This is a genomic window from Collinsella sp. An268 (assembly GCF_002159765.1).
GTDB lineage: Bacteria > Actinomycetota > Coriobacteriia > Coriobacteriales > Coriobacteriaceae > Coprousia.
The window spans coordinates 42,732-61,789 of sequence record NZ_NFJH01000005.1 but is presented as its reverse complement, the minus strand read 5'-3'; the positions used below and the strand labels follow the sequence as shown (position 1 = coordinate 61,789).

The window sequence follows — 19,058 nt, the reverse complement described above, 5'->3', positions numbered from 1 at the left end:
TGGGGAACAGCGCTGCTGCCATGGTACCCCGGCAGGCGCCTAGGTTACAGCTCGCTCAGCCTCACGCCGCAACCGGCGTGAGCGCGCCTGTCTCGATGTCGATGGTATAGCCGGTGACGTGCACGCCCACGGGCATGAGCGGATGGGTGCGGATGGTGCGGACGCTTGAAGCCACCTCGTCGGCAAGATTGGCAAAACCGGTGAGGACCCGGTCGAGCTCCGGATGGGCGGCTCGCTCGCGAGCGATCTGCTCGGCCGGCACGCCCGCCTCGACGAGGGCGTGCGCGAGATGGTCGGCATGCATGCCGCAGGTGCCGCAGTCGGTATGGCCGATCACCATGATGTGTCGGACGCCGAGCTCGCCCACCGCGACGAGCAGCGAGCGCATGGCCTCACCGTACGGGTCGACGATAGTGGCGCCGGCGACCTGGATGAGGGCGGCGTCGCCGTCCGCAAGGCCGAGCGCGGCGGGCAGAAGGCGCGTCAGGCGCGCGTCCATGCAGGTGACGATGGCGAGGCCGCGCGCGGGTCTGCCGGTGGCGGGGCGCGGGCTCGCGGCGCCGGCAGCGGCAAACGCGCGGTTGTGGGCGAGGACCGCGTCGACGGGCGCGGGGGCGGTGGGGGAGCATGCGGTGTCGTGAGCGTTCATGGGCATCCTTTCCGGGTGGTGCTTCCATGGTAGGCCATAGGGGCGCCCGCGGCGACCGCGACTGCCGGGCGGGATGCACCGGGCGCCCCGCCAGCGGGACGTTCGCCGAGGGCGCGCTACCGGTAAGGGTCGCCGGGGTCGCGCCCCCAGCGACCAGCCGTCTATACTGGCAGCAGGTATGAACCCCCCGCAACGAGGAGGCCCCATGGATCCCAACAAGCGTCCCGACGACATGGTCCGCATCACCACCCCCGAGCTCGCCCAAGCGTTCATCGGCGAGCAGGTCGAGGCCCTGCGCGCCCAGATCGGTGACAAGAACGTGCTGCTCGCGCTCTCGGGCGGTGTGGATTCGAGCGTTGTGGCGGCGCTGCTCATCCGCGCGGTGGGGCGTCAGCTCATCTGCGTGCACGTGAACCACGGCCTCATGCGCAAGGGTGAGTCCGAGCAGGTCATCGACGTGTTCCGCAACCAGATGGACGCGAACCTCGTCTACGTGGACGCGACCGACCGCTTCCTCGACCTGCTGGCGGGTGTGGCCGAGCCGGAGCGCAAGCGCAAGATCATCGGCGCCGAATTCATCCGCGTGTTTGAGGAGGAGGCCCGCAAGGTCGCCGGTGAGGTGGACTTCCTGGCTCAGGGCACCATCTACCCCGACATCCTCGAGTCCGACGGCGTAAAGGCGCACCATAATGTGGGCGGTCTGCCCGAGGACCTTACGTTCGAGCTCGTCGAGCCCGTAAAGCTCCTGTTTAAGGACGAGGTGCGGGTCGTTGGCCGCGCGCTGGGGCTCCCCGAGTCCATGGTCGAGCGCCAGCCGTTCCCGGGCCCCGGCCTGGGCGTGCGCTGCCTCGGCGCCATCACGCGTGACCGTCTGGAGGCCCTGCGCGAGGCCGACGCCATCCTGCGTGAGGAGTTTGCCGAGGCGGGTCTTGCCGGCAAGGTCTGGCAGTACTTCGTGGTGGTGCCGGACATGCGCGCCACCGGCGTGCGCGACGGCAAGCGCGCCTACGAGTGGCCGGCCATCATCCGCGCCGTCAACACGGTCGACGCGATGACGGCAACGGTGCCGGAGCTCGATTGGGCCCTTATGAAGCGCATCACCGAGCGCATTCTCGTCGAGGTGCCGGGCATCTGCCGCGTAGCGATGGATCTGACGCCCAAGCCCATCGGCACCATCGAATGGGAGTAATTCGCCCCTCAAAACGGTTCGCTATGCTTCTGAGCAAAAAGTAACAAAATAGCAGGTCAACGAAGGGTTTTGTCCAAGTCGGGCAGAACCCTTCGTCACACTGGGAAGCGCTCCGTTCGGGTTTATTCGTACCGGAATTCGTACCGCCACAGAGGGCCCTGGAGCCCCAGGGGAGGAGAAAAGGAGCGCAAGCATGACCGACTGGAAGGCACTCAAGGACGCCGAGGACCACGCCTACTTCATGGCGGAGCTCGTGGACATCTCGCCCGAGAGCTTCACCCTCGAGGAGAAGAAGCATATCCTGCACGACATGATCGAGAGCTCCACCGCCATCGAGAACGCGATGCGCGACGAGTTCGCGGAGCTCGACGAGGTCGCCCAGACCCGCCTGATAGACGACCTCGCGGCGGACGGCCCGAGGAGCCGGGAGTGGTGGTACGAGGTGCTCGTGGACGGCCCCAGGCACCGCGACTTCCCGACGCTCAGCGACGGCCCGCGCCGGAGGCGGTAGCGACGGAGGCGGTAGCGACGGAGGCCCTCGCCCCATCCCAGGGGCGAGGGCCTCTCCTTGTGTAGACCTTCGTGAAGCGACGGAACGCTACGGATCGAGCCTGCCCGCGAGCCAGAGCAGCGGCACGAGGGGCAGCGCGCCCAGGCACAGCAGAACGGCGAGCGCCGTGGCCGCGCCCCAGCGGGCGTCCTCGCGCGTCACGACAGGATCTCGTTTACGCGCGCCTGCACGGCGCCGTAGAGCGACCCCAGACGGCGCTTTCTTTCGGCCCCGTTGCCGTAGTCGCCGCGGATGACGGCGCGCGCCAGGGCGTCGACGTCCGCGCCATCAGACGAGCCTCCCGAGAAGCCCCCGGCGCCCAGCATCTCGTTCACTCGAGCCTGGACCTCCGCGTAGCGGTCGCCCAGCGCGGCCTTGCGCGCCGCGCCGTTTCCGAACTCGCCCGCGATCACCCGACGCGCGAGGTCGTCCACGTCGTCGGCCGCCGGCACCTGGGACGCGTCCCCGCCGGAGCCGCCCGCCAGGATGCGGCTCACCTCAGCCTGCACCTCCGAGTAGCGGCTCACCAGAGCCGCGCGCCGCGCGTCCCCGTTGCCGAACTCGCCCGCGATGACGCGCCGCGCGAGCTCCGCGACCGTGCCGCTGGGCGCCCCGCGGGAACCTCCCGCGGGGCGCCTCTCGTCTCCGCGCGTCCATGGGTCTCGTCGTGGGTAGAATCACTCCAGATGTCCCCTCGCGAGGAGGCGCGCATGACGACTTCCCTCTAGCCGATGAGCCTGACAGCAGCGCGGGCCGCGACCCCGGCGTCGCCGGGGCGGGTCCCTGCAGCCCGCGACCGGATAGAGAGAAGACAGCCATGGCAAAGAACGCCAACACCTTCCCATCGATCAGCCCCGTCCCGTTCCCGCAGGCGCGCGGGCGCCCTGCGGGTGCTGACCGCCCCCGGCCTCGCCGGGAGGGCATACCTCCAGGGAGGCCTCGTGCCCTGGGTCGCCTCCGGGCGCGACTCCGGGAGGCCCCACGGCGACGTGGACGTCTCGGTGCGCCTGGGCGACATGCCCGCCGTGCGCGCCTGGCTCGCCGCGGAGGGCCTGTACGACCCCGCGCTCGACTCACTCGACCTGGGATGCAACGAGAGCCAGAACGACTTCGGCGCCCACGCGCTCGTCGACGGCGTGCTCGTGAGCTTCTGCCCGTTCCACTTCGAGGGCCGCGATCTGCGCCAGCGCAACGCCGCGCTCGCGGTGACCGACGGCTTCGACGCCCTGCTCGAGGCGGTCGTCCCCGGCGTCGCGGAGGGAGACCTCTTCGAGGAGCGCGCGCTGCCGGGCGGCACCGTCATCGGCTGCGCCACGCTCGAGTCCGTCCGCGCGGCCAAGGTCGCGAGCGGGCGCGAGAAGGATGCGCACGACGTCGCCGAGATCGACCGCATCGGCTACGACCCCGCGCGCTACGCCTGCGCCGCCGCCTACGGGGCCATGCGCATCGAGTGCGTCGCCCATGGGGAGAAGGCGGGCAATCTGAGGATGGGGGTGCGGGTCGCCGCCGCGGCCCGCACCCCCCGATCGGCCCGGCATCGCGCCCGCGTGCCTCCCGCCGAGGGTTCCTACCTCACGAAGAGACCGCCGCCGAGAACCCCGTAGGCCACCACCAGGGCAAAGAGCGCCAGGACGACGCAGCCGACGACGAGGAACGCCCGCCAAGCCCTGAGCGCCGCCTCCTTGCCCCGCTCGACGTCCGAGTAGATCGACGAGATCTGCTTGTCGGACTCGTTGAGGGCGCGCACGTCGCCCACGTCGACGCCCCTCACGAGCTCGTCGAGGCTCATCTCGTAGTAGTCGGACAGCAGGACGAGCCGCTGGAAGTCGGGGTAGGACTGCCCCAGTATCGCCTAGCGAAGGAGAAGGGCATCCCTGCGCAGCGCATCGGACAGATCGTGCTAGGACGGCGCTCTGTTACCGCGGACACCGATCTTCGGCTGTGCCGCTTCTTCGGGCTCTCTGATGGATACTGGCTTCGCGCTCAGGCGGCATACGACATCGAGGCTGCTCGGCGTAAGCTAGAGCCTGAGCTTAAGAAGATCAAGCCCTGGTCGCAGGTTGCCGCTGTTCTCTAATGGGTCGATTCGGCGCCCGTATCCTTCGCGACGCAATCCGTGCCTGATCGTGATGCGGGTATAGAGGTAAGGCTCTCCCGGTACCCATATCGTGGCGATGCCATTACGTTCGCCATATCTGCGAGTAGGGTGTCTGCTTCCCATGCGGAGCGCTGTGTAAAGGTTTCCAAGACACGCGGGGGAGCTCGCGACGGTGGAATATACTGGGAACAGCCAGACGACCTAGGGAGGCAACATGCTCTGCCCTCACTGCAACCAGCCCATCTCCGACGATGCGAGATTTTGCCCGGCGTGCGGAGCCAAGCTCGACGACCCCAGCTCCGACAAGGCGCCCGCATCTCCGACGCCCCCTGGCCCCAAGCGGCGCGTGTTGCCGATCGCCGTGGCGGTAGCGGTCGTGGTCGTGCTGGTCGCCGTGCTCGGCATTTTCGTCGTCCTCCCCATGGTCTCGGGCGGTTCCGGTGGCTCCGGCGGCGGCGCGGGAGCGTCGGGCGGGCCGGCGTACTACAGCGCCCTCGACCCCGATAAGTACAGCCTGCAGGAGGCCCAGCTCGACCTCGACGACTGCTATGAGTTCGAGTTCCCGGTCGACGACGGCATCGACATGACCTTCGACAGCTTCGACCAGATCGGCAACACGAACCCCTACGACGCCGTGCGCGTCTACACCGACAGCTCGTTCTCGCACGAGTTCCCGACGACGGTCTCGATGTTCGAGAGCGACGACGGGGAGAACGCCCTATACGTGTCGCCCGCCGACCCCCGCGTGCGCGACGAGAACGGCAACGACACCGACGCGATCGACATCTTCCACCTCGACGACGCCGAGTCCGACGAGTTCGTCCCGCTCGGGCGCTGGTACGGCTTCGGCGGCTACTACCTGGTCCGCTACATAGGCTCGGACGGCGAGAAGCTCGACAAGCCCGAGGTCACCTACTTCACGGTCGCCAACGACGTCGACAAGGACGAGGACGCGCTCGCCGAGCCGGATAACGTGCAGATCAGCGTGACCGGGACCGGCACGCTCTCGGTCTCGTGGGACCCGGTCGAGGGGGCCGACCACTACGAGGTCTACCTGTCGGCCGTCGACGAGACGTCGACGAGCTCCCTCGACCGCTACACCTACGACCTGCTCGCCTCGACGCAGGACACCTCGATCGACACGGCCGACTACGACGCCGATTCCGCCGAGTTCAACCAAATGATGCAGGACGACGGCGTCGCCGGGACCTTCCAGCAGAACAGCCGCTTCGACGAACTGCTCGTCAGCGAATCCGAGGACGAGATCCTCGAGAACCGCCAGGACGCCGCCGCCGGGCAGCAGGGCCTCGAGGTCGCCGACTACGTCCCCAACGCCGAGCACGTCAAGGACGCGTCCGTCTCGGTCATCGCGGTCGGCCCCGACGACGAGCAGTCGCCCTTCGACTTCCGGAACATAAACGACCTCCTGGGCAAGATGCCGATTGACTCGGCGACCTACACCGCGCTCATATACCAGGGATCGGACACCGAGCCCGACCAGGCCACCGACCCGGTGGGCTACATGAAGTGGCGCCTGTTCGAGTACGTCTCCATGGCCGACGGCACGGTGGGCATCCAGCGCCTCCAGCTCGACTACGACAACGCGCGGACCGACAACGAGTACCTCACGTACGGCCCGGACGAGCAGCACCTCACCACGGGCAACGTCGACATGTACGTGATCCCCTACACGGTGCCGGGCACCGCGCTCTCCGGTGAGCTGGGCGTGCTCGCGCCGTACTGGCCGGGCGGTATCGAGTCGGTCAAGCAGGCGGCCACGCAGGCGCTCGACGAGCTCCAGCGCGAGAACTCGCCGTCGGGCATCCCCACGCGCATCGACGCCGAGGATGGCATCGATTGGGACGCCGTCCAGGCGAGCCAGCAGCCCTCCACTACGATGCCCGACGTGCCCTACGAGGTCAACGCCTCCTCCGACCTCGTGCGCTACATCGCGGCCAACCTGCTCGCGGGCAACACCTTCATCGACGTCACCGACTACGCCAACGCGGCCGGTACCACGAACGTCGCGGACGCGCTCTTCGAGGCGTGCGCCCAGAACCCGCTCATCTTCAACGGCAACCCCACCTACCAGGTAACGCGCCGCGACGGCAGGATGCTCCTCACCGTCACCAGCCTGACCCCGTGGGAGCAAGTCAACGACCAGGACGTCCTGAACGAGCAGCGCCAGCAGGTGAGCGACAAGGCCGACGAGATCGTCGCGGACATCATCACCGACGGCATGTCCGACGCCGACAAGGTGCGCGCCATCAACGACTACATCGCCGAGAACCTCTGGTACAACTACGACGCCATCAGCTCCGGGAGCTTCTCGATGGACGCCGCGACCCAGGACCCGTCCACCGTGCGCACGCTCATCCTCGACGGCGGCTCGATCTGCTCCGGTTACGCGCAGACCTTCAAGCTCCTCGCTGACCGCGCCGGGCTCGAGTCGGTGTACGCGTCCGGCAACGTGCCACCGCAGCCCGGCGTCTACGCGACCGACCACGCCTGGAACCTCGTGAACATCGACGGCAGCTGGGTCGTGGTCGACCCGACCTGGAACGACCCGGGCGACCAGTCCAACACCACCTCGTCCGACGAGTACCTGATGCTCGCCCAGGACGACCCGGCGCTCCAGGGCCGCTCGTACAACTCGTCGTGGATGGCCGACACGCTGCTCTCCGACTACATCGACCCAAGCCTGCTCTCGGCCTGATTGAAGCCCCCTGCTTGCGGACGGGCAAGCGGGCATCGGGGGTGCGCGATAACCGGGGCGGTATGTCGCGCGTTTGCAGGTGGGTGGTCGCGCAACAGGCTGTTTCTTGTGCGGCGCGGGGCAGCTTGGGGACAATGGGCTTGCAAGAGAAGCCGAGGCAAACCCTGAGCAAGGAGGGCCCCATGCCCATGAAGGACACCATCGCCGCCATCCGCAAGGAGGCGGGCCTCACGCAGGAGGAGATGGCGCGCAGGCTCTACGTGACGCGGCAGGCGATAAGTCGCTGGGGGCAGGGAACCACCGAGCCCGGCATCGACATGCTCAAGCTTATCGCTCGCGAGCTGGACGTCCCCGTGACCGCCCTTCTCGACATGCCCGAGCACTACTGTCAGAGCTGCGGCATGATGTTCACCGGCCCTGACCAGCACGGCCACGAGGCGGACGGATCCGAGACCGAGGACTTCTGCCGCTGGTGCTACGACGGGGGCGCCTACACCTACGAGACCACGATGGACGAGATGATCGAGGACTGCGCGCCGCGCATGGCCGAGGCGATGGGATGGACCGTGGACGAGGCGGCGTCGCTCCTCGGCGCCGTTCTGCCGACGCTTCGCCGCTGGGCATGAAAGCCTTACGCAAGTCCGAATTACCGATAAGGGATTTTGACGCCTAAGCAGAGCAGAATCATCTAATAGCCCACACCCCACCACCACCACCCGCTGCCCGTCGAGGGTCGTCCGCAGCCCACCTGCCTCCGCTCCGTCGCGCGCACGGCTCGGGCCCGCCCCGCCCTGCGCACGGAGGGCGACGCGCACGGCCCCGCCCGCCGCTCCGGCCGTGTATCGCGCCGCGGCTCGGGTCAGCCGGCTCCGCCTTCGTGTCGCTCCCGGCTCGGGTCAGCCGACTGCGCCGCCTGCCCCTCGCACCGCGCGCATACACAGCCTCCGCTCTGGGCATGGCCTGCCGGGAGTTTGACGCGCGCAGGTCGGGTCGGTTCCTCGCGGCACTCCGCTACGGCAGATGGGCTGCTGCTCTCTCGTTCTCGTTCGCGGGTGGTGGTGGGGTGTGGGGGCTGACTGGCGGCGACCCACTGCACTCTCCACCGTTGACCAATGTTCAATCGAGGTGTACCATCCTTCACGAGGAGGTGGCCGCCGTGACCAGAACCGTGATGGACCCCGAGGAGCGCAGGCGCGAGCTGCTGGCCTGCGCCATGAGGCTCTTCGCCGAGGAGGGCTACGACAACGTGTCCGTGCGCGCCGTCGCGCGCGCCGCGGGCGTTGCGCCGGGGCTCGCCTACCACTACTTCGACTCCAAGGAGCGCCTGTTCGCCGAGGCGATCGAGGACTACGCGTGCCGCTGCGCCGAGGGCGTCTGCGAGATCCTGGACGAGAGGGACCTCCCGCTGGACGAGAGGCTCGAGCGCGCGCTCGAGCTCGGCGCGGGCGGCGGCTACCCCTACGCCGCCTTCTTCCACGCCGAGGGCCACGGCGCCCTCCACGACCGGCTCTCGCTCGCCATGTGCGAGGCGGTGCGGCCGCACCTGCGCGCCGCGCTCGAGGCCGACGCCGCCTCGCGCGGTGCGCCTGCGCCCGACGCCAACGAGCTCGCCGCGATCATGACCTACGGCGCGGTGGGCCTCGCCTCGGGCCTGGGCATGCCGGACGGCGCCGCGACCGCCGTCGCCCGCCGCTACCTCCGCGCGCTGCTCGCCGAGTTCCGCTCGGGGGGCGCCGCCGACTAGGGATCCCGCCCCGGCTCCGGCCGGGGCTCTTTTCGGCCGATGGTATTGAACAATGCTCAACAGAAAGGACAGCTGATGGACAACAGGATGGACGAGAAGGACGCCGAGCTGCTGCGCTCGCGCTCCCGCGTGGCCTTCGACGCTCAGGCGCCGACCTACGACGAGAGCATGCAAGGCGATCACGCGCGCCGGCTCTACCCGCACGTGCTCGCGGAGGTGGCGCGCGCCGCGGCCGGGAGGCCCGCCCCGCGCCTGCTCGACCTGGGCTGCGGCACGGGCGCCCTCGCCGAGCTGGCGCTCGAGGGGCTCCCGGGCGCGCGCCTCACCTGCGTGGACCTGTCTCCGAGGATGGCCGAGGCCGCGAGGGCGCGCCTGGGCGGGCGGGCCGACGTCCTGCTCTGCGACGCCGAGCGCCTGCCCTTCCGCGACGGCTCGTTCGACGCCGCCTGGTGCAACGACTCCTTCCACCACTACCCGGACCCCGAGCGCGCCGCCTTCCAGGCGTGGCGCGTGCTCGCGCCCGGCGGCGCACTCGTCGTCGGCGACGCGTGGCAGCCGGCGCCCGCCCGCGCGATCATGAACGCGTGGATGCCGCGTTCGCGCGAGGGGGACGTCCGCATCTACTCCGAGGCCGAGATGCGCCGCATCCTCGGCACCTGGTTCAGCGACGTGTCCTGGCGTCGCGTGGGCTCGACCGCCTGCGTTGCCGTCGCGCGCAAGGGTGCCTGAGGCGGACCGTCCCCAACCCCTCCCGACAACAGATCCATCAATGCGGACGGCGACTAACGAGAAGGACGAGAAGGACGTCGAGCCATCCGCCGCCACCCGGGGCGCCGCCACCGCCGTCCGCTGCCCATCGAGGGCTGTCCGCTCCCGGCGGAGGTGTCACCCCAGCCCGGCGGCGGATGGCCCCGATCGGGCGGCTGTCCTCGCGGTCGCCTCGTCCTCGCCGCGCCACTTGGCGCGGTACTCCCACGGCTCCAGCAGGCCCGCCGCGACCTCGTCCATGTCCTAGCGCTTCTCGGCCGTCGTGTCCGTGATGATGCTGTCGTCGAACGTCACGCGCACGAGACCCTCGTCGGGCAGCTCCACCCCGAGCCTGCGCTCGGCCGCCATGAGTGCGCGGCAGATCCCCGCGATCGCGCCCTCGAGCGCGTGCTCGTGGCGGCGGATGTTGCGCATCAGCGCCGAGTCGTCCGCCGACACCTCCGTGGCCGTCTTCACGTACCCGACGCTCTCGAGGTCGAAGTAGTTGATGCCGAACCCGCACAGGTCGCCGAGCGTCTGCAGCGCGACCCTGAACGCCCGCGCCTGCGCCTCCGTGCGCAGCGTCGGCGCGAACTCGTGGATCGTGTCCTCCGTGCTCATGACCTTCCTGAACACGGTGCAGTCAGCCTTGCCGAAGGGGATGGAGACCCTCCCGCCCTTCCCGTCGCGCTCGACGTCGAACATCACGTCCGAGAGGAACACGCGCATCTTCCCGTTGTCGATTTCGCTCATCATCGCGTCGTAGCAGAGGTCGACCGCCTGGATCGCGTCCACCGCGTCCGCGAACACCGACTGCCCGTAGGGCGACATGTCCACGCGCGTGTTGTCGATTGCCGGCTTCACAAGCGAGAACGTCGGCCACGGCGACCCCGTGTCGTACACCGGGCACACGCCCTCCGGCTCGACCCTGTTCCCGTCCCGGTCGAAGCACGCCGTCACGATCCTGTACGTGCCCTCGCTTTCATCGTCAGTCACGCGAGAAGGACCCGCCGCCGAAGCCCCTCCAGATGATTCGCCAGGCGAGAAGAACGCGTCGGCAGCGCCCTTAAGGTGCAGCTGCACCTGGTCGATGGCACGTCCCCTCCAGAACGCCCGCGTCACGAACGCGCACTCGGTCACGCCCTCCTCGTCCCACGTGAGCGGCACCACCATGCGAGCGTCGTAGCGCCGCACGCGCACCTCGCGCGAACCGGCGTCCACCCAGAGCGCCCACGCGCCCGTTCCCAGCCCGAACGCCCGTACCACGCACTCCTGCGCGCTCGCGAGAAACCCCGTGCGCGCCATCCATTCGGCGAGCCAGTCCGTGCACGCCTGCTCCTCGCACGCAACCTGCGTGCGATCGTTGAGCAACAGCGACCCCCACTCCCGGCACACCCGCATCGCCGGGTGGATCGAGCGCCGGTGCACCTCGTACACGCGCCCAACGCCATCAGTATCGCGATAATCATAGAAGTCGCCGAGCGCCCGCATCCACTGATTCCACGCGCGAATGTGCGGCTCCATGTCCTCCAGCGGCAGCGAGAACCCCAGCCCCCGCAGCCACTCCCTCACATGCTCCGGCACCCAGTACTCGTCATCCAGCCCCCGCACAGCGCACCTCCCGAACGGCTCCGTCAATCGCCGCTCAGGTTAAGCACCCGTCCCAAATTCCCGCCCATACCCCCATCGCGGCGCAGAATATTGCGGCACATGTCGTCGCTACGCACGCGGGCGAGGACCGCGCTCATATAGCCGCCATCCCATATCGTGCCGACGCGCCTGCGCGTGCCGCCAATAACCACGCCCGTGCTTCCGCTCGTCTCGTTCGTCGCGCTTATGCATATACCGCTCCTCCCACATGTGAACGCGGTTGCGGTTCTCGCGGTCCTCGGAATCGGCGCCGCGAGCGTTGGACTGAGGATGCGCCGTAAGGCCAGCAGGCAGGTCTGAGGCTAGCGGAGAACGAGGGGGGCGTTCCGATACGGCGCGCCCCCTCGGTCCGTATTGCCCGTAACCGCTTAGCCCCTTGAGCGAGCAGACGATCCGTAACGCTCCGGCTCTAGGTATGCGCGCGTCGCCCGTGGCCGCCCGACCCAGACACACGCGTATCACCTGCGACGGCCCCGCCCTCGGCATACACGTCACCTACGACGGCTCCGCTCCCGGCGTTCCCGTGTGCGAGATTGCCACTTCTGGCCTCTCCGAGGGGTTTGAAAGTGGCATTTCCGCACACGGGAACGCGGGCGGTAATGTGTGCGGCGGCAGCCTCGCGAGGGTTCGGGTTCTGCGTCGCGCAGGTGCGCCTGCGCCAAGGTATCCGTTCAGGTGCATCGCCGGGCACATGAGCGAGTTCTTTGTAGGGCTTTTTGTCCGCGGCCTCCGTACATAATCGGCGGTAATGAACCCGATTATGTGCGAACGAGGCGATTTTCTGCCCTCGGGTTCACTACCGTCCAAAACGTACGCCCCTTTAGCTGCGGATTTTCCGCGAGTACATTATCGGATACATTATCGGGTTCATTGCCGCAGATTATGTACGGAGTGCATTACCGGGGATTATGTACAGGGTGCATTAACGGGGATTAGGGCGTGCGGCGGTCCGGGCAAGACGCGGTCCGATGCGCCTGCGGGAGCGCGGACCGGGCGAGACGGTACGCTTAACCCTCTCTGGCGTTGGGGAGAAAAACGCCGGTGTCGAGATGATAGGCTGCGAACCTGGCCCAAACCTCAAACCGCGCTTCCACACGGGTCCTTCACCGGTTGCGCATCCCGGTGCGTGCGGGGCGAACCTGCCACACCGCGTCAAGGGGCGTAGGGCGGCGGAGCAAGTGCCGGTCGCCTACAGAAAAAGCCCCCATCCCGGGGACGTCATCTTGTGGGTCCCAAGAGATGGGGGCGGGTAGAGACCGGGCCCTATGTCACACGCTGAGAGGCTGGACGGCTGAGGGTGCCATGGCGGCATTGTCGACGGGGGAAGGAACTCCTTACGGGAATTCGTTACAGCTCGCGGTTCTCGTACAGCTTGAGGGAGATGGCCGCCGAGATGCCGAGGGCGGCCGCCGCGAGGGCGGCGCAGAGCGCGCAACCGGCCGCCATGCCCGCCGGCGTCTCGAGTGCCTCGAGCGCGTGGGAGAGGAGCTCCATCCCGGGGATGCCGCCGTCGAGCATGCCGCTGTTGCCGAGGATGACGACGGGGACGACAAACAGGAGCACGATGACCGTGGGGAGAATCTGCGTGGCGCGCGTCTGGCCCAGACGGAAGTAGAGCGGGGTGACCACGCTCGCCACAACCGAGCCGATGAGCAGGCAGAAGAACGTGGTGAAGAGCATGGGGGCAAGAAGGTCGGGGCTAAAGGCAAAAGCCGCGCCCACCTCTCCGCCGATATCCAGCGCGCTCACGGCAACCATCGCGATGAGCGCCGCGACAATGCCCACCGCTGTGCCCATGAGCCCCATGGTCACGATGGCAGCGTAACGGCCGAGTACCACATCACGGCGCGAAAGCGGGAGCGTCAGGCGGAAGAGCTCCCAATGGTTGAGCTGGTCGTAGGCGGCGAGACCCATCGACGCCATCATAAAGAACATGCAGGTGAGGGTTGCGGGCATAGCGAGCGGCGTCTGCATGCCCACCCCGATGCAGAGGCTCACCAGAAGGCCGAGCCCCATCAGTTGGCGGCCGTAATCGCGAAAGATGGTCATTTCGATCAGATAGGCGCGCTTCATTTATCGCACACCACCCTTCAGGATGAGAGACATGTAGTCGTCGATGGTCATGCGGTCGACGGGAATCTGGGGGAAGTTCTCCGCAAAGGCGAAGCGGTCGGGCACGAGCAGGTCGATGCCGTAGTCGTGGCGGAGGTACCTGAGGGCGCCCTCCGGAATGATGCCGGAATCGGCGATGCGCTCCAGATCCGCCACGCGGCAGCGTGCGATGCCCATCTCGTCGGTGATGACGTCGCGGGGCAGGTCGAAGACGATGCGCCCGGCGTCGATGCATACGATGCGGTCTGCAATGCGCTCGAGGTCGGAGGTGATGTGGCTCGACATGAGGATGGCGTGCCCCGGCTCGGCAACAAAGGAGCGCAGCTCGTCTAAGATCTCGTCGCGCGCCATGGGGTCGAGACCGGCCGTCGCCTCGTCCAATATGAGGAGCCGGGCCTGATGGCTGAGGGCGCAGGCGAGGCTGAGCTTCATGCCCATGCCGCGCGAGAGTCCCTTCACGGTCTTTGTGGCGTCGAGCCCGTACGCAGCCGTGAGGCGTTGAAACCGGCGGGCGTCCCACGTGCGGTAGGCGCGGGCGTAGATGCGCCCCACGTCGGCGATCTTCAGGTGCTCGGGGAGCGATACCGTGTCAAAGACGACGCCGATCTCCTCTTTTCGTGCGGCTCCCGCCGAGCGGGAGAGGTCTTTGCTGGGACAGCCGAGTACGCGCGCCTCGCCCCCGTCGATGGGAAAGAGGCCCAAGAGCGCCTTGATGGTGGTGGATTTGCCGGCGCCGTTCTGGCCGATAAAGCCCACTACTTCGCCCTCGGCAACGGTGAGGTCGACGCCCTCGAGCGAGAATCCGTCGTAGTGCTTGGTGAGGCCGTGCGCCTCGATGAGGGGCACGGTGGTGGTTTGGGTAGGCGATACCATGGCTTCCATGGTCGACGTCCTTTCTGCGGAGCGGGCGCTTCTTTAGCGTCCTTACGCGATGGTTACTCCAGTACCAGGGCGAGCATCTCGGTGAGCTCCTCGTCGGTGAGGCCGAGGGTGCGGCCGCGTTCGACGGCGTGTGCCATGAGCGCCTCCACCTCGCGCATCTGCTCCTCGCGGATGAGTTCGGCGTTGCCTCCGGCAACGAAGCTCCCCTTGCCCGGCACCGTTTCGATAAGGCCTGCCGCCTCGAGGTCCGCGTAGGCGCGCTTGGTGGTGATCGCGCTCACGCGCAGGCTGTTGGCGAGTGCGCGGATGCTGGGCAACTGCTCGCCCTCGGCGAGCGAGCCCGTGAGGATGGCGGACGTGATCTGGTCCGTGATCTGCTCGTAGATGGGCTTGCCGCTCGAGGTTGAGATGATGATGTCCAAGTCGTGATCCTTCCTCTTCGCCTTCGCGGGCGTCCCCGCGAAGGGGTGCCGCCGCGGGCGTCCCCGTTGGGCGGCTCGGAGGGGAGCGGACGTCCTCGCCCTCTCCGTCGAGCATATTGTGTATACCCGATAAGTACAGTATATACACGCATATACACAGTGCAAGCTTTTTTTGGTGTCGATTCTTTCGTAACATGACGCCATTTCTGCCTTGCGCTGCGCACCGCACGTACGGTGGATATGCGGGCGGGTGCATCTCCGGGTTCATTGCCGGGCTTTCTGCCCCGCGCCATGAGCTCCCCGGCGGGTTTTGCTCACGGGCGCCTGCGCCGTACACTGCCGCGTACATTGCCGCGTACATTGCAGGGCTTTTTGCCGCCCCCTCGGTGCAATATCGCGCGCAATGCACCCGGAAATGCGCTGCGGGGGCCGAAATCGGGCCGCAGGTACATTGCGAGGGGAAATGTACGGCCCGCCACCTGCGGTTCTGCCGACCGTACATTCGCGGGTTCATTGCCGGGTTCATTGCCGCGAGAAATGTACGGCGGCCCGGGCGAAACGCGCGGCAATGCGCGCGCCAATGTATGAGCGGTGTCGGGTGCCGGAAAACGGTCGCGCGGGCTCAGCCCGCGGTCTCACCGTGCGCCGGGAAAGGAGACGCGGAGGGAGGGGTCAGCTTACGAGGGATCGTAGCGCCTCGGCCGTGCCGTCCTGCGCTGCAAGGTGGAGCGTGAGGCCGATGGGGCTGACCTCGAGCGTAACCACCGAAGAGTCTTGGTAGGTGGTTGCAGAGAGCACTTGGACTTCGTCGAGATCCTCGGTGCTCTGGCCCGCCTTTTGCGTCTCGGGTTGCCAGAGCTCAAAGGTGTACTCGGCGGGCTCGGCGGGGGTTTCGGCAAACCCGTTCACGCCGGACAGGGGTGAGAAGGCGTGCTCGATAGCGGTCTGGTCCGTTACCTCACCGAGGACTTCGCCCGTTGTCGCATCCTTTACCACGAGGCGGGAGATCTTTCCCCATTCGACGTTTGAGAACGTGTCGGCAAGGTCCTGCGCCCGCGCGGCAAGATCTTCAGCTTGAGCTGCCGTGTCGGTCAGGTCGGGCAACCCGAAGCACCCGGTGAGAGGGAGGGCGAGAGCGCCCACGAGCAATGCGCTCAGAATCCGCTTGGTGTTCATGGGCATCCTTTCCGCCGCACGGCATGGTGATCTCCGTCCATGATAGCCGAGGGCTGCAGGGATGGACAGGGAAGAGATACTTGCTCAGAGCCGTCAGGACAACCGGTTTCACGACGAGCGTGAATGCCGCATAGCGGATCAAGCCAGCGTGTGGGGCGCCATCGGAATGGCGTCGGTGCTTATCGTGGTGTTCGTCATCCGCCTCGCTGTAACGGGTGATGACCCGTATGACCTGCTCGCTATGGGATTCGGGTACCTTGCCGCGGCGCAGGCCTATAAGTGGCACACCACAAAGGACGTCTCCGCCCTGCTTATGGCGACGCTGTGCCTCGCCATCTCTTTGGGATGGCTGTGGTTCTACGCCCTTGAGGGCTGAGGGCGTATGAAGGAGTCGCTGGTACTGCGCAACCGCCTCAAGGAGGCCAGGGCGGAGCGGGGGCTTTCACAGGCGCAGCTCGCCCAGCTGGTGGGTGTGTCCCGCAACACCATCAGCTCCATCGAGACGGGCCAGTTCAGCCCCACGGCGAAGCTCGCCCTCGTTATCTGCATCGCCCTCGACAAGAAGTTCGAGGACCTGTTCTATTTCTAGGGAATGAGTTTACCGGGCCTCATAGAGCACGACCCCTTCGGATTTGACGGCGTCTCTTACGGACGGATAGAGGTTATGAGCACCGAACACGATGTCGACGGGGCGATCGAGCTCGCTTTCAAGTTCGTTGTAGATGGCCTCCGTGCGAAGCCGAGCGGTCGGGAGGTTTCAACAAGGAGATCAACGTCCGAGGCTTCGCCTGCATCTCCGCGCGCGAAGCTACCAAAGAGCGTAACCTTAACGAGTCCATAGGTTTCCGCAGTTTCACGGATTACCTGCTTGATGCCCTTGATTTGAAGCATGGGGCACCTCCTGTTGCTCAGCATGCCCGCTGGATGGATAGCCCACTTGACGGATACACATCGTAAATGGCTCGATACGTCAGGGCAATCGGTGCGATCGTGGCATCAGAGCGGGATGGTGAGGGTGACGACGGCGCCGCCGGAGGGCCGGTTGGCAAGCGAGATGCTCCCGCCATGGGCGCGCGCCGCCTCCGCGGCGGTGTAGAGCCCAAGGCCATAGTGTCGTTTTCCGTCGCGCGCGGCGCGGGAGGCGTCATCGGTGAAGAGGCGCTCGCAACCGTGGTCGAGCGCGGCGGGCGAGAACCCCGCCCCATCGTCGGCGACGGAGATGGAGAGCGATTCGTCGACCATCGTGCAGGTGATCTCAACGCGCGAGCGCGCATGCTCGACGGCGTTGGAGACGAGGTTCGCCGCGGCGCGCGTAAGCGAGGTCGTATCGAGCGGCACCTCGCGCACGCTGGCGGCGGCTGGGTCGATCGCGCCTGCGAGCTCAATGCCGTGAGCCCGGGCAACGGGCTCGGCTTCTGCGGCGATTTGCTGGTACAGGGCCGCCGGCCGGACAGGCGTCTTGCGCGCCGTTTCACCTCCGCGCGAGGCCTCGATGAGCACGTGCACGTACCCATCGAGCTGCTCTGTACCGCGGGCGATGTCATGCGCTGCGGCCGCGAGCTCCGCACGCGCGTTTTCGTCCAGGCCCTCGCCGTCGGCGAGCTCCTCGGCAACAAAGTCCGCATTGGCGTGCAAAACGGTGAGCGGCGTCTTGAGGTCATGGGCGAGCGCCGCCACCTGCTCTCGCTGCGCTCGCTCCGCGGACCACCGGGCGTCGAGCGATGCGGCGAGCGAGACGCGCATGGCATCCATCGCGTCGAGCACGGCGTTGATCTCGCGCACGTTGGTGCGCTGCACGGCAAAGTCGAGCTCCTCATCCCCGATGCGCTCCGCCGCCTGCGTGAGCGGCGCCATCTTGCGCGCTATCACGCGGCTCGCGCGGTGTGCGACAAGGCCGAGGGCGAGGGCGCTGCCCAGGGCGGCGCCCAAAAGCATGAGGTTCTGCGGGTTGGGCAGCACGCCAAAAAGGTCGCGAGAGACCCATTGCGGCAGGTACTCCGAGACGAGCGCGCAGGCACCGCCGTCCCGTAAGGGAAAGGCCGCGTAGGTGAGGCCGGCACCCCCGCCCTCAATCTCCACCGCATCCCGCTCGGCGTCGAGCGCCGCTCGCGCCATCTCCTCTGCCCGGGCGAGGCGCTCGCCGGTGAGGTCTGTCATGAGCGTCTTGCCGCGGGCATCGATGATGAGGTATTGGTATGCCGTGGGGATGTCCTGCGGCCCGCGGACGCCCTCGGCCGCCAGGTCCTCTGCAACCGTGCGGACGTTGGCCGGACCCCAGCTCGCCTCAAAGACCCAGCCCATGTTGATGGCGGCCGAGATGCCCATGAACGCGATGACCCATGCGACGGCGACGCCGGCGAAGGCGTAGATGAAGTAGCGCCCGATCGCAAACGCGAGCGGCATGCCGGCGCTTGTGCCGCGCATCTCCCCGTCCGATGCTATAGCTGCCATTTGTATCCCATCCCCCAAACGGTCGCAATCGGGTCGGCGCCCGCCTCGGCAAGCTTCTTGCGGGCACGACTGACCTGCATGGATATGGCGGCGTCGTCGGCGTCGCTCTCCCATCCGCGCACCGCCTCGCGCAGCTGGGCGCGGCTCATGACCTGTCCGGGGTGGCGGGCGAGGTGCTCGCAGATGCCGTACTCGGTGGGTGTGAGCGGTACGCTCGCGCCGTTCACGGTAAGCTCGCGCGCCCCGAGGTCGAGGCGCACCGCGCCAAAGGCGAGCGCATGGGCGTGGGGCCGCGCCTCGCGGCGCAGGTGGGCGGCAACCTTGGCGCGCAGCTCGGCAGTCCCAAAGGGCTTGCGGATGTAGTCGTCGGCACCCATGCTCAAACCGGTGACGGCGTCCTCCTCGGCCACCTTGGCGGTGAGAAAGAGAATGGGTCCGTCGAACGCGGGACGGATCCGCCGCACCAGCTCGAAGCCGTCGAGCGCGGGCATCATGACGTCGCAGAGCACGAGGTCGACGTGCGCGAGATTCATGCCGGGAACGGTCGTCGGGTCATCGATGCGGGTAACGTGGTGGCCGTCGCGCCCGAGGACCCGTGCCAGCGCGTCGAGAATCGCGCGCTCATCGTCTATCGCCAGAATTACCGCCACCGTCGACTCCTTCTTTCTGGGG

Annotated in this window: 20 protein-coding genes and 1 pseudogene; 10 read left to right on the top strand and 11 right to left on the bottom strand. The window is 67.4% G+C overall.

Annotation, left to right across the window (positions count from 1 at the left end):
* Nucleotides 1-61 precede the first annotated feature (61 nt).
* Nucleotides 62-649, bottom strand: a complete 588-nt coding sequence (locus B5F70_RS05480; protein ID WP_158094942.1) for a carbonic anhydrase — start codon at nt 647-649, stop codon at nt 62-64.
* Nucleotides 650-854: 205 nt separating this feature from the next.
* On the opposite strand from B5F70_RS05480, the gene guaA reads away from it, so the two are divergent.
* A complete protein-coding gene (gene guaA / locus B5F70_RS05475) occupies nt 855-1,838 on the top strand; it encodes a glutamine-hydrolyzing GMP synthase (RefSeq protein ID WP_087204558.1) in 984 nt (327 codons plus the stop codon).
* A gap of 193 nt (nt 1,839-2,031) precedes the next feature.
* Nucleotides 2,032-2,349 carry a hypothetical protein gene (locus B5F70_RS05470; RefSeq protein ID WP_087204557.1) on the top strand — a complete coding sequence of 106 codons (318 nt, stop codon included), beginning with the start codon at nt 2,032-2,034 and terminating at the stop codon, nt 2,347-2,349.
* Between the two features lie 197 nt (nt 2,350-2,546).
* Here the strand turns inward: B5F70_RS05470 and B5F70_RS11005 are convergent, their stop codons facing one another.
* Nucleotides 2,547-2,840: a hypothetical protein gene (locus tag B5F70_RS11005; protein ID WP_343283724.1), complete on the bottom strand. Its 294-nt coding sequence runs from the start codon at nt 2,838-2,840 to the stop codon at nt 2,547-2,549.
* Nucleotides 2,841-2,882: 42 nt separating this feature from the next.
* Nucleotides 2,883-2,966, bottom strand: a pseudogene (locus B5F70_RS11000) (hypothetical protein); the annotation flags it as partial.
* A gap of 363 nt (nt 2,967-3,329) precedes the next feature.
* Here B5F70_RS11000 and B5F70_RS05460 point away from each other — a divergent pair.
* Entirely contained in the window at nt 3,330-3,992 is a 663-nt protein-coding gene (locus tag B5F70_RS05460; protein ID WP_087204555.1) for a hypothetical protein, read from the top strand.
* Here the strand turns inward: B5F70_RS05460 and B5F70_RS10670 are convergent.
* Nucleotides 3,956-4,177, bottom strand: coding sequence for a hypothetical protein (locus B5F70_RS10670; protein ID WP_162607516.1), 222 nt, complete (start codon nt 4,175-4,177; stop codon nt 3,956-3,958). The genes B5F70_RS05460 and B5F70_RS10670 overlap by 37 nt on opposite strands.
* On the opposite strand from B5F70_RS10670, the gene B5F70_RS05455 reads away from it, so the two are divergent.
* The 5 genes from B5F70_RS05455 (at nt 4,106) to B5F70_RS05435 (ending at nt 9,675) form a co-directional block, all read left to right on the top strand.
* On the top strand, nt 4,106-4,465 hold the full coding sequence (locus B5F70_RS05455) for a HigA family addiction module antitoxin (protein WP_087204641.1): 360 nt from the start codon (nt 4,106-4,108) through the stop codon (nt 4,463-4,465). The two genes, B5F70_RS10670 and B5F70_RS05455, sit on opposite strands and share 72 nt — an antisense overlap.
* Before the next feature lie 235 nt (nt 4,466-4,700).
* Complete coding sequence (locus B5F70_RS05450) at nt 4,701-7,202, top strand: transglutaminase domain-containing protein (RefSeq protein ID WP_087204554.1); 2,502 nt, start codon at nt 4,701-4,703, stop codon at nt 7,200-7,202.
* A 182-nt stretch (nt 7,203-7,384) separates the two neighbouring features.
* Nucleotides 7,385-7,828 carry a zinc ribbon domain-containing protein gene (locus B5F70_RS05445; protein ID WP_087204553.1) on the top strand — a complete coding sequence of 148 codons (444 nt, stop codon included), beginning with the start codon at nt 7,385-7,387 and terminating at the stop codon, nt 7,826-7,828.
* Between the two features lie 530 nt (nt 7,829-8,358).
* Complete coding sequence (locus tag B5F70_RS05440) at nt 8,359-8,946, top strand: TetR/AcrR family transcriptional regulator (protein WP_087204640.1); 588 nt, start codon at nt 8,359-8,361, stop codon at nt 8,944-8,946.
* A gap of 75 nt (nt 8,947-9,021) precedes the next feature.
* A complete protein-coding gene (locus B5F70_RS05435; protein WP_206383508.1) occupies nt 9,022-9,675 on the top strand; it encodes a class I SAM-dependent methyltransferase in 654 nt (217 codons plus the stop codon).
* 282 nt (nt 9,676-9,957) lie between these two features.
* Here the strand turns inward: B5F70_RS05435 and B5F70_RS05430 are convergent, their stop codons facing one another.
* The 5 genes from B5F70_RS05430 to B5F70_RS05410 form a co-directional block, all read right to left on the bottom strand.
* Nucleotides 9,958-11,304 (bottom strand): hypothetical protein, encoded by a 1,347-nt coding sequence (locus tag B5F70_RS05430; protein ID WP_241145911.1) that lies wholly within the window; start codon nt 11,302-11,304, stop codon nt 9,958-9,960.
* Between the two features lie 1,386 nt (nt 11,305-12,690).
* Entirely contained in the window at nt 12,691-13,416 is a 726-nt protein-coding gene (locus tag B5F70_RS05425; protein ID WP_087204552.1) for an ABC-2 transporter permease, read from the bottom strand.
* Nucleotides 13,417-14,337, bottom strand: coding sequence for an ABC transporter ATP-binding protein (locus B5F70_RS05420; RefSeq protein WP_087204551.1), 921 nt, complete (start codon nt 14,335-14,337; stop codon nt 13,417-13,419).
* Nucleotides 14,338-14,390: 53 nt separating this feature from the next.
* On the bottom strand, nt 14,391-14,759 hold the full coding sequence (locus B5F70_RS05415; RefSeq protein ID WP_087204550.1) for a GntR family transcriptional regulator: 369 nt from the start codon (nt 14,757-14,759) through the stop codon (nt 14,391-14,393).
* A 672-nt stretch (nt 14,760-15,431) separates the two neighbouring features.
* Nucleotides 15,432-15,935 carry a hypothetical protein gene (locus B5F70_RS05410; RefSeq protein WP_087204549.1) on the bottom strand — a complete coding sequence of 168 codons (504 nt, stop codon included), beginning with the start codon at nt 15,933-15,935 and terminating at the stop codon, nt 15,432-15,434.
* Nucleotides 15,936-15,996: 61 nt separating this feature from the next.
* Between B5F70_RS05410 and B5F70_RS05405 the strand changes: the two genes are divergently transcribed.
* Nucleotides 15,997-16,311, top strand: coding sequence for a DUF6442 family protein (locus B5F70_RS05405; protein ID WP_087204548.1), 315 nt, complete (start codon nt 15,997-15,999; stop codon nt 16,309-16,311).
* A 6-nt stretch (nt 16,312-16,317) separates the two neighbouring features.
* The gene (locus B5F70_RS05400; protein ID WP_087204547.1) at nt 16,318-16,524 is read left to right on the top strand and encodes a helix-turn-helix transcriptional regulator; all 207 of its coding nucleotides are present in this window, start codon (nt 16,318-16,320) and stop codon (nt 16,522-16,524) included.
* A 407-nt stretch (nt 16,525-16,931) separates the two neighbouring features.
* Here B5F70_RS05400 and B5F70_RS05390 read toward each other — a convergent pair whose 3' ends face one another.
* The gene (locus B5F70_RS05390) at nt 16,932-18,386 is read right to left on the bottom strand and encodes a HAMP domain-containing sensor histidine kinase (RefSeq protein ID WP_087204545.1); all 1,455 of its coding nucleotides are present in this window, start codon (nt 18,384-18,386) and stop codon (nt 16,932-16,934) included.
* Nucleotides 18,374-19,036, bottom strand: a complete 663-nt coding sequence (locus B5F70_RS05385; RefSeq protein WP_087204544.1) for a response regulator transcription factor — start codon at nt 19,034-19,036, stop codon at nt 18,374-18,376. Before B5F70_RS05385 ends, B5F70_RS05390 begins: the two co-directional genes overlap by 13 nt.
* Nucleotides 19,037-19,058 lie beyond the last annotated feature (22 nt).

Coding starts and splice junctions, on each gene's coding strand:
- B5F70_RS05480 (WP_158094942.1), bottom strand. CDS start 649: ATGAACGCTCACGACACCGCATGCTCCCCCACCGCCCCCGCGCCCGTC.
- guaA (WP_087204558.1), top strand. CDS start 855: ATGGATCCCAACAAGCGTCCCGACGACATGGTCCGCATCACCACCCCC.
- B5F70_RS05470 (WP_087204557.1), top strand. CDS start 2,032: ATGACCGACTGGAAGGCACTCAAGGACGCCGAGGACCACGCCTACTTC.
- B5F70_RS10670 (WP_162607516.1), bottom strand. CDS start 4,177: ATGAGCCTCGACGAGCTCGTGAGGGGCGTCGACGTGGGCGACGTGCGC.
- B5F70_RS05450 (WP_087204554.1), top strand. CDS start 4,701: ATGCTCTGCCCTCACTGCAACCAGCCCATCTCCGACGATGCGAGATTT.
- B5F70_RS05445 (WP_087204553.1), top strand. CDS start 7,385: ATGCCCATGAAGGACACCATCGCCGCCATCCGCAAGGAGGCGGGCCTC.
- B5F70_RS05435 (WP_206383508.1), top strand. CDS start 9,022: ATGGACAACAGGATGGACGAGAAGGACGCCGAGCTGCTGCGCTCGCGC.
- B5F70_RS05425 (WP_087204552.1), bottom strand. CDS start 13,416: ATGAAGCGCGCCTATCTGATCGAAATGACCATCTTTCGCGATTACGGC.
- B5F70_RS05420 (WP_087204551.1), bottom strand. CDS start 14,337: ATGGAAGCCATGGTATCGCCTACCCAAACCACCACCGTGCCCCTCATC.
- B5F70_RS05410 (WP_087204549.1), bottom strand. CDS start 15,935: ATGAACACCAAGCGGATTCTGAGCGCATTGCTCGTGGGCGCTCTCGCC.
- B5F70_RS05405 (WP_087204548.1), top strand. CDS start 15,997: ATGGACAGGGAAGAGATACTTGCTCAGAGCCGTCAGGACAACCGGTTT.
- B5F70_RS05400 (WP_087204547.1), top strand. CDS start 16,318: ATGAAGGAGTCGCTGGTACTGCGCAACCGCCTCAAGGAGGCCAGGGCG.
- B5F70_RS05390 (WP_087204545.1), bottom strand. CDS start 18,386: ATGGCAGCTATAGCATCGGACGGGGAGATGCGCGGCACAAGCGCCGGC.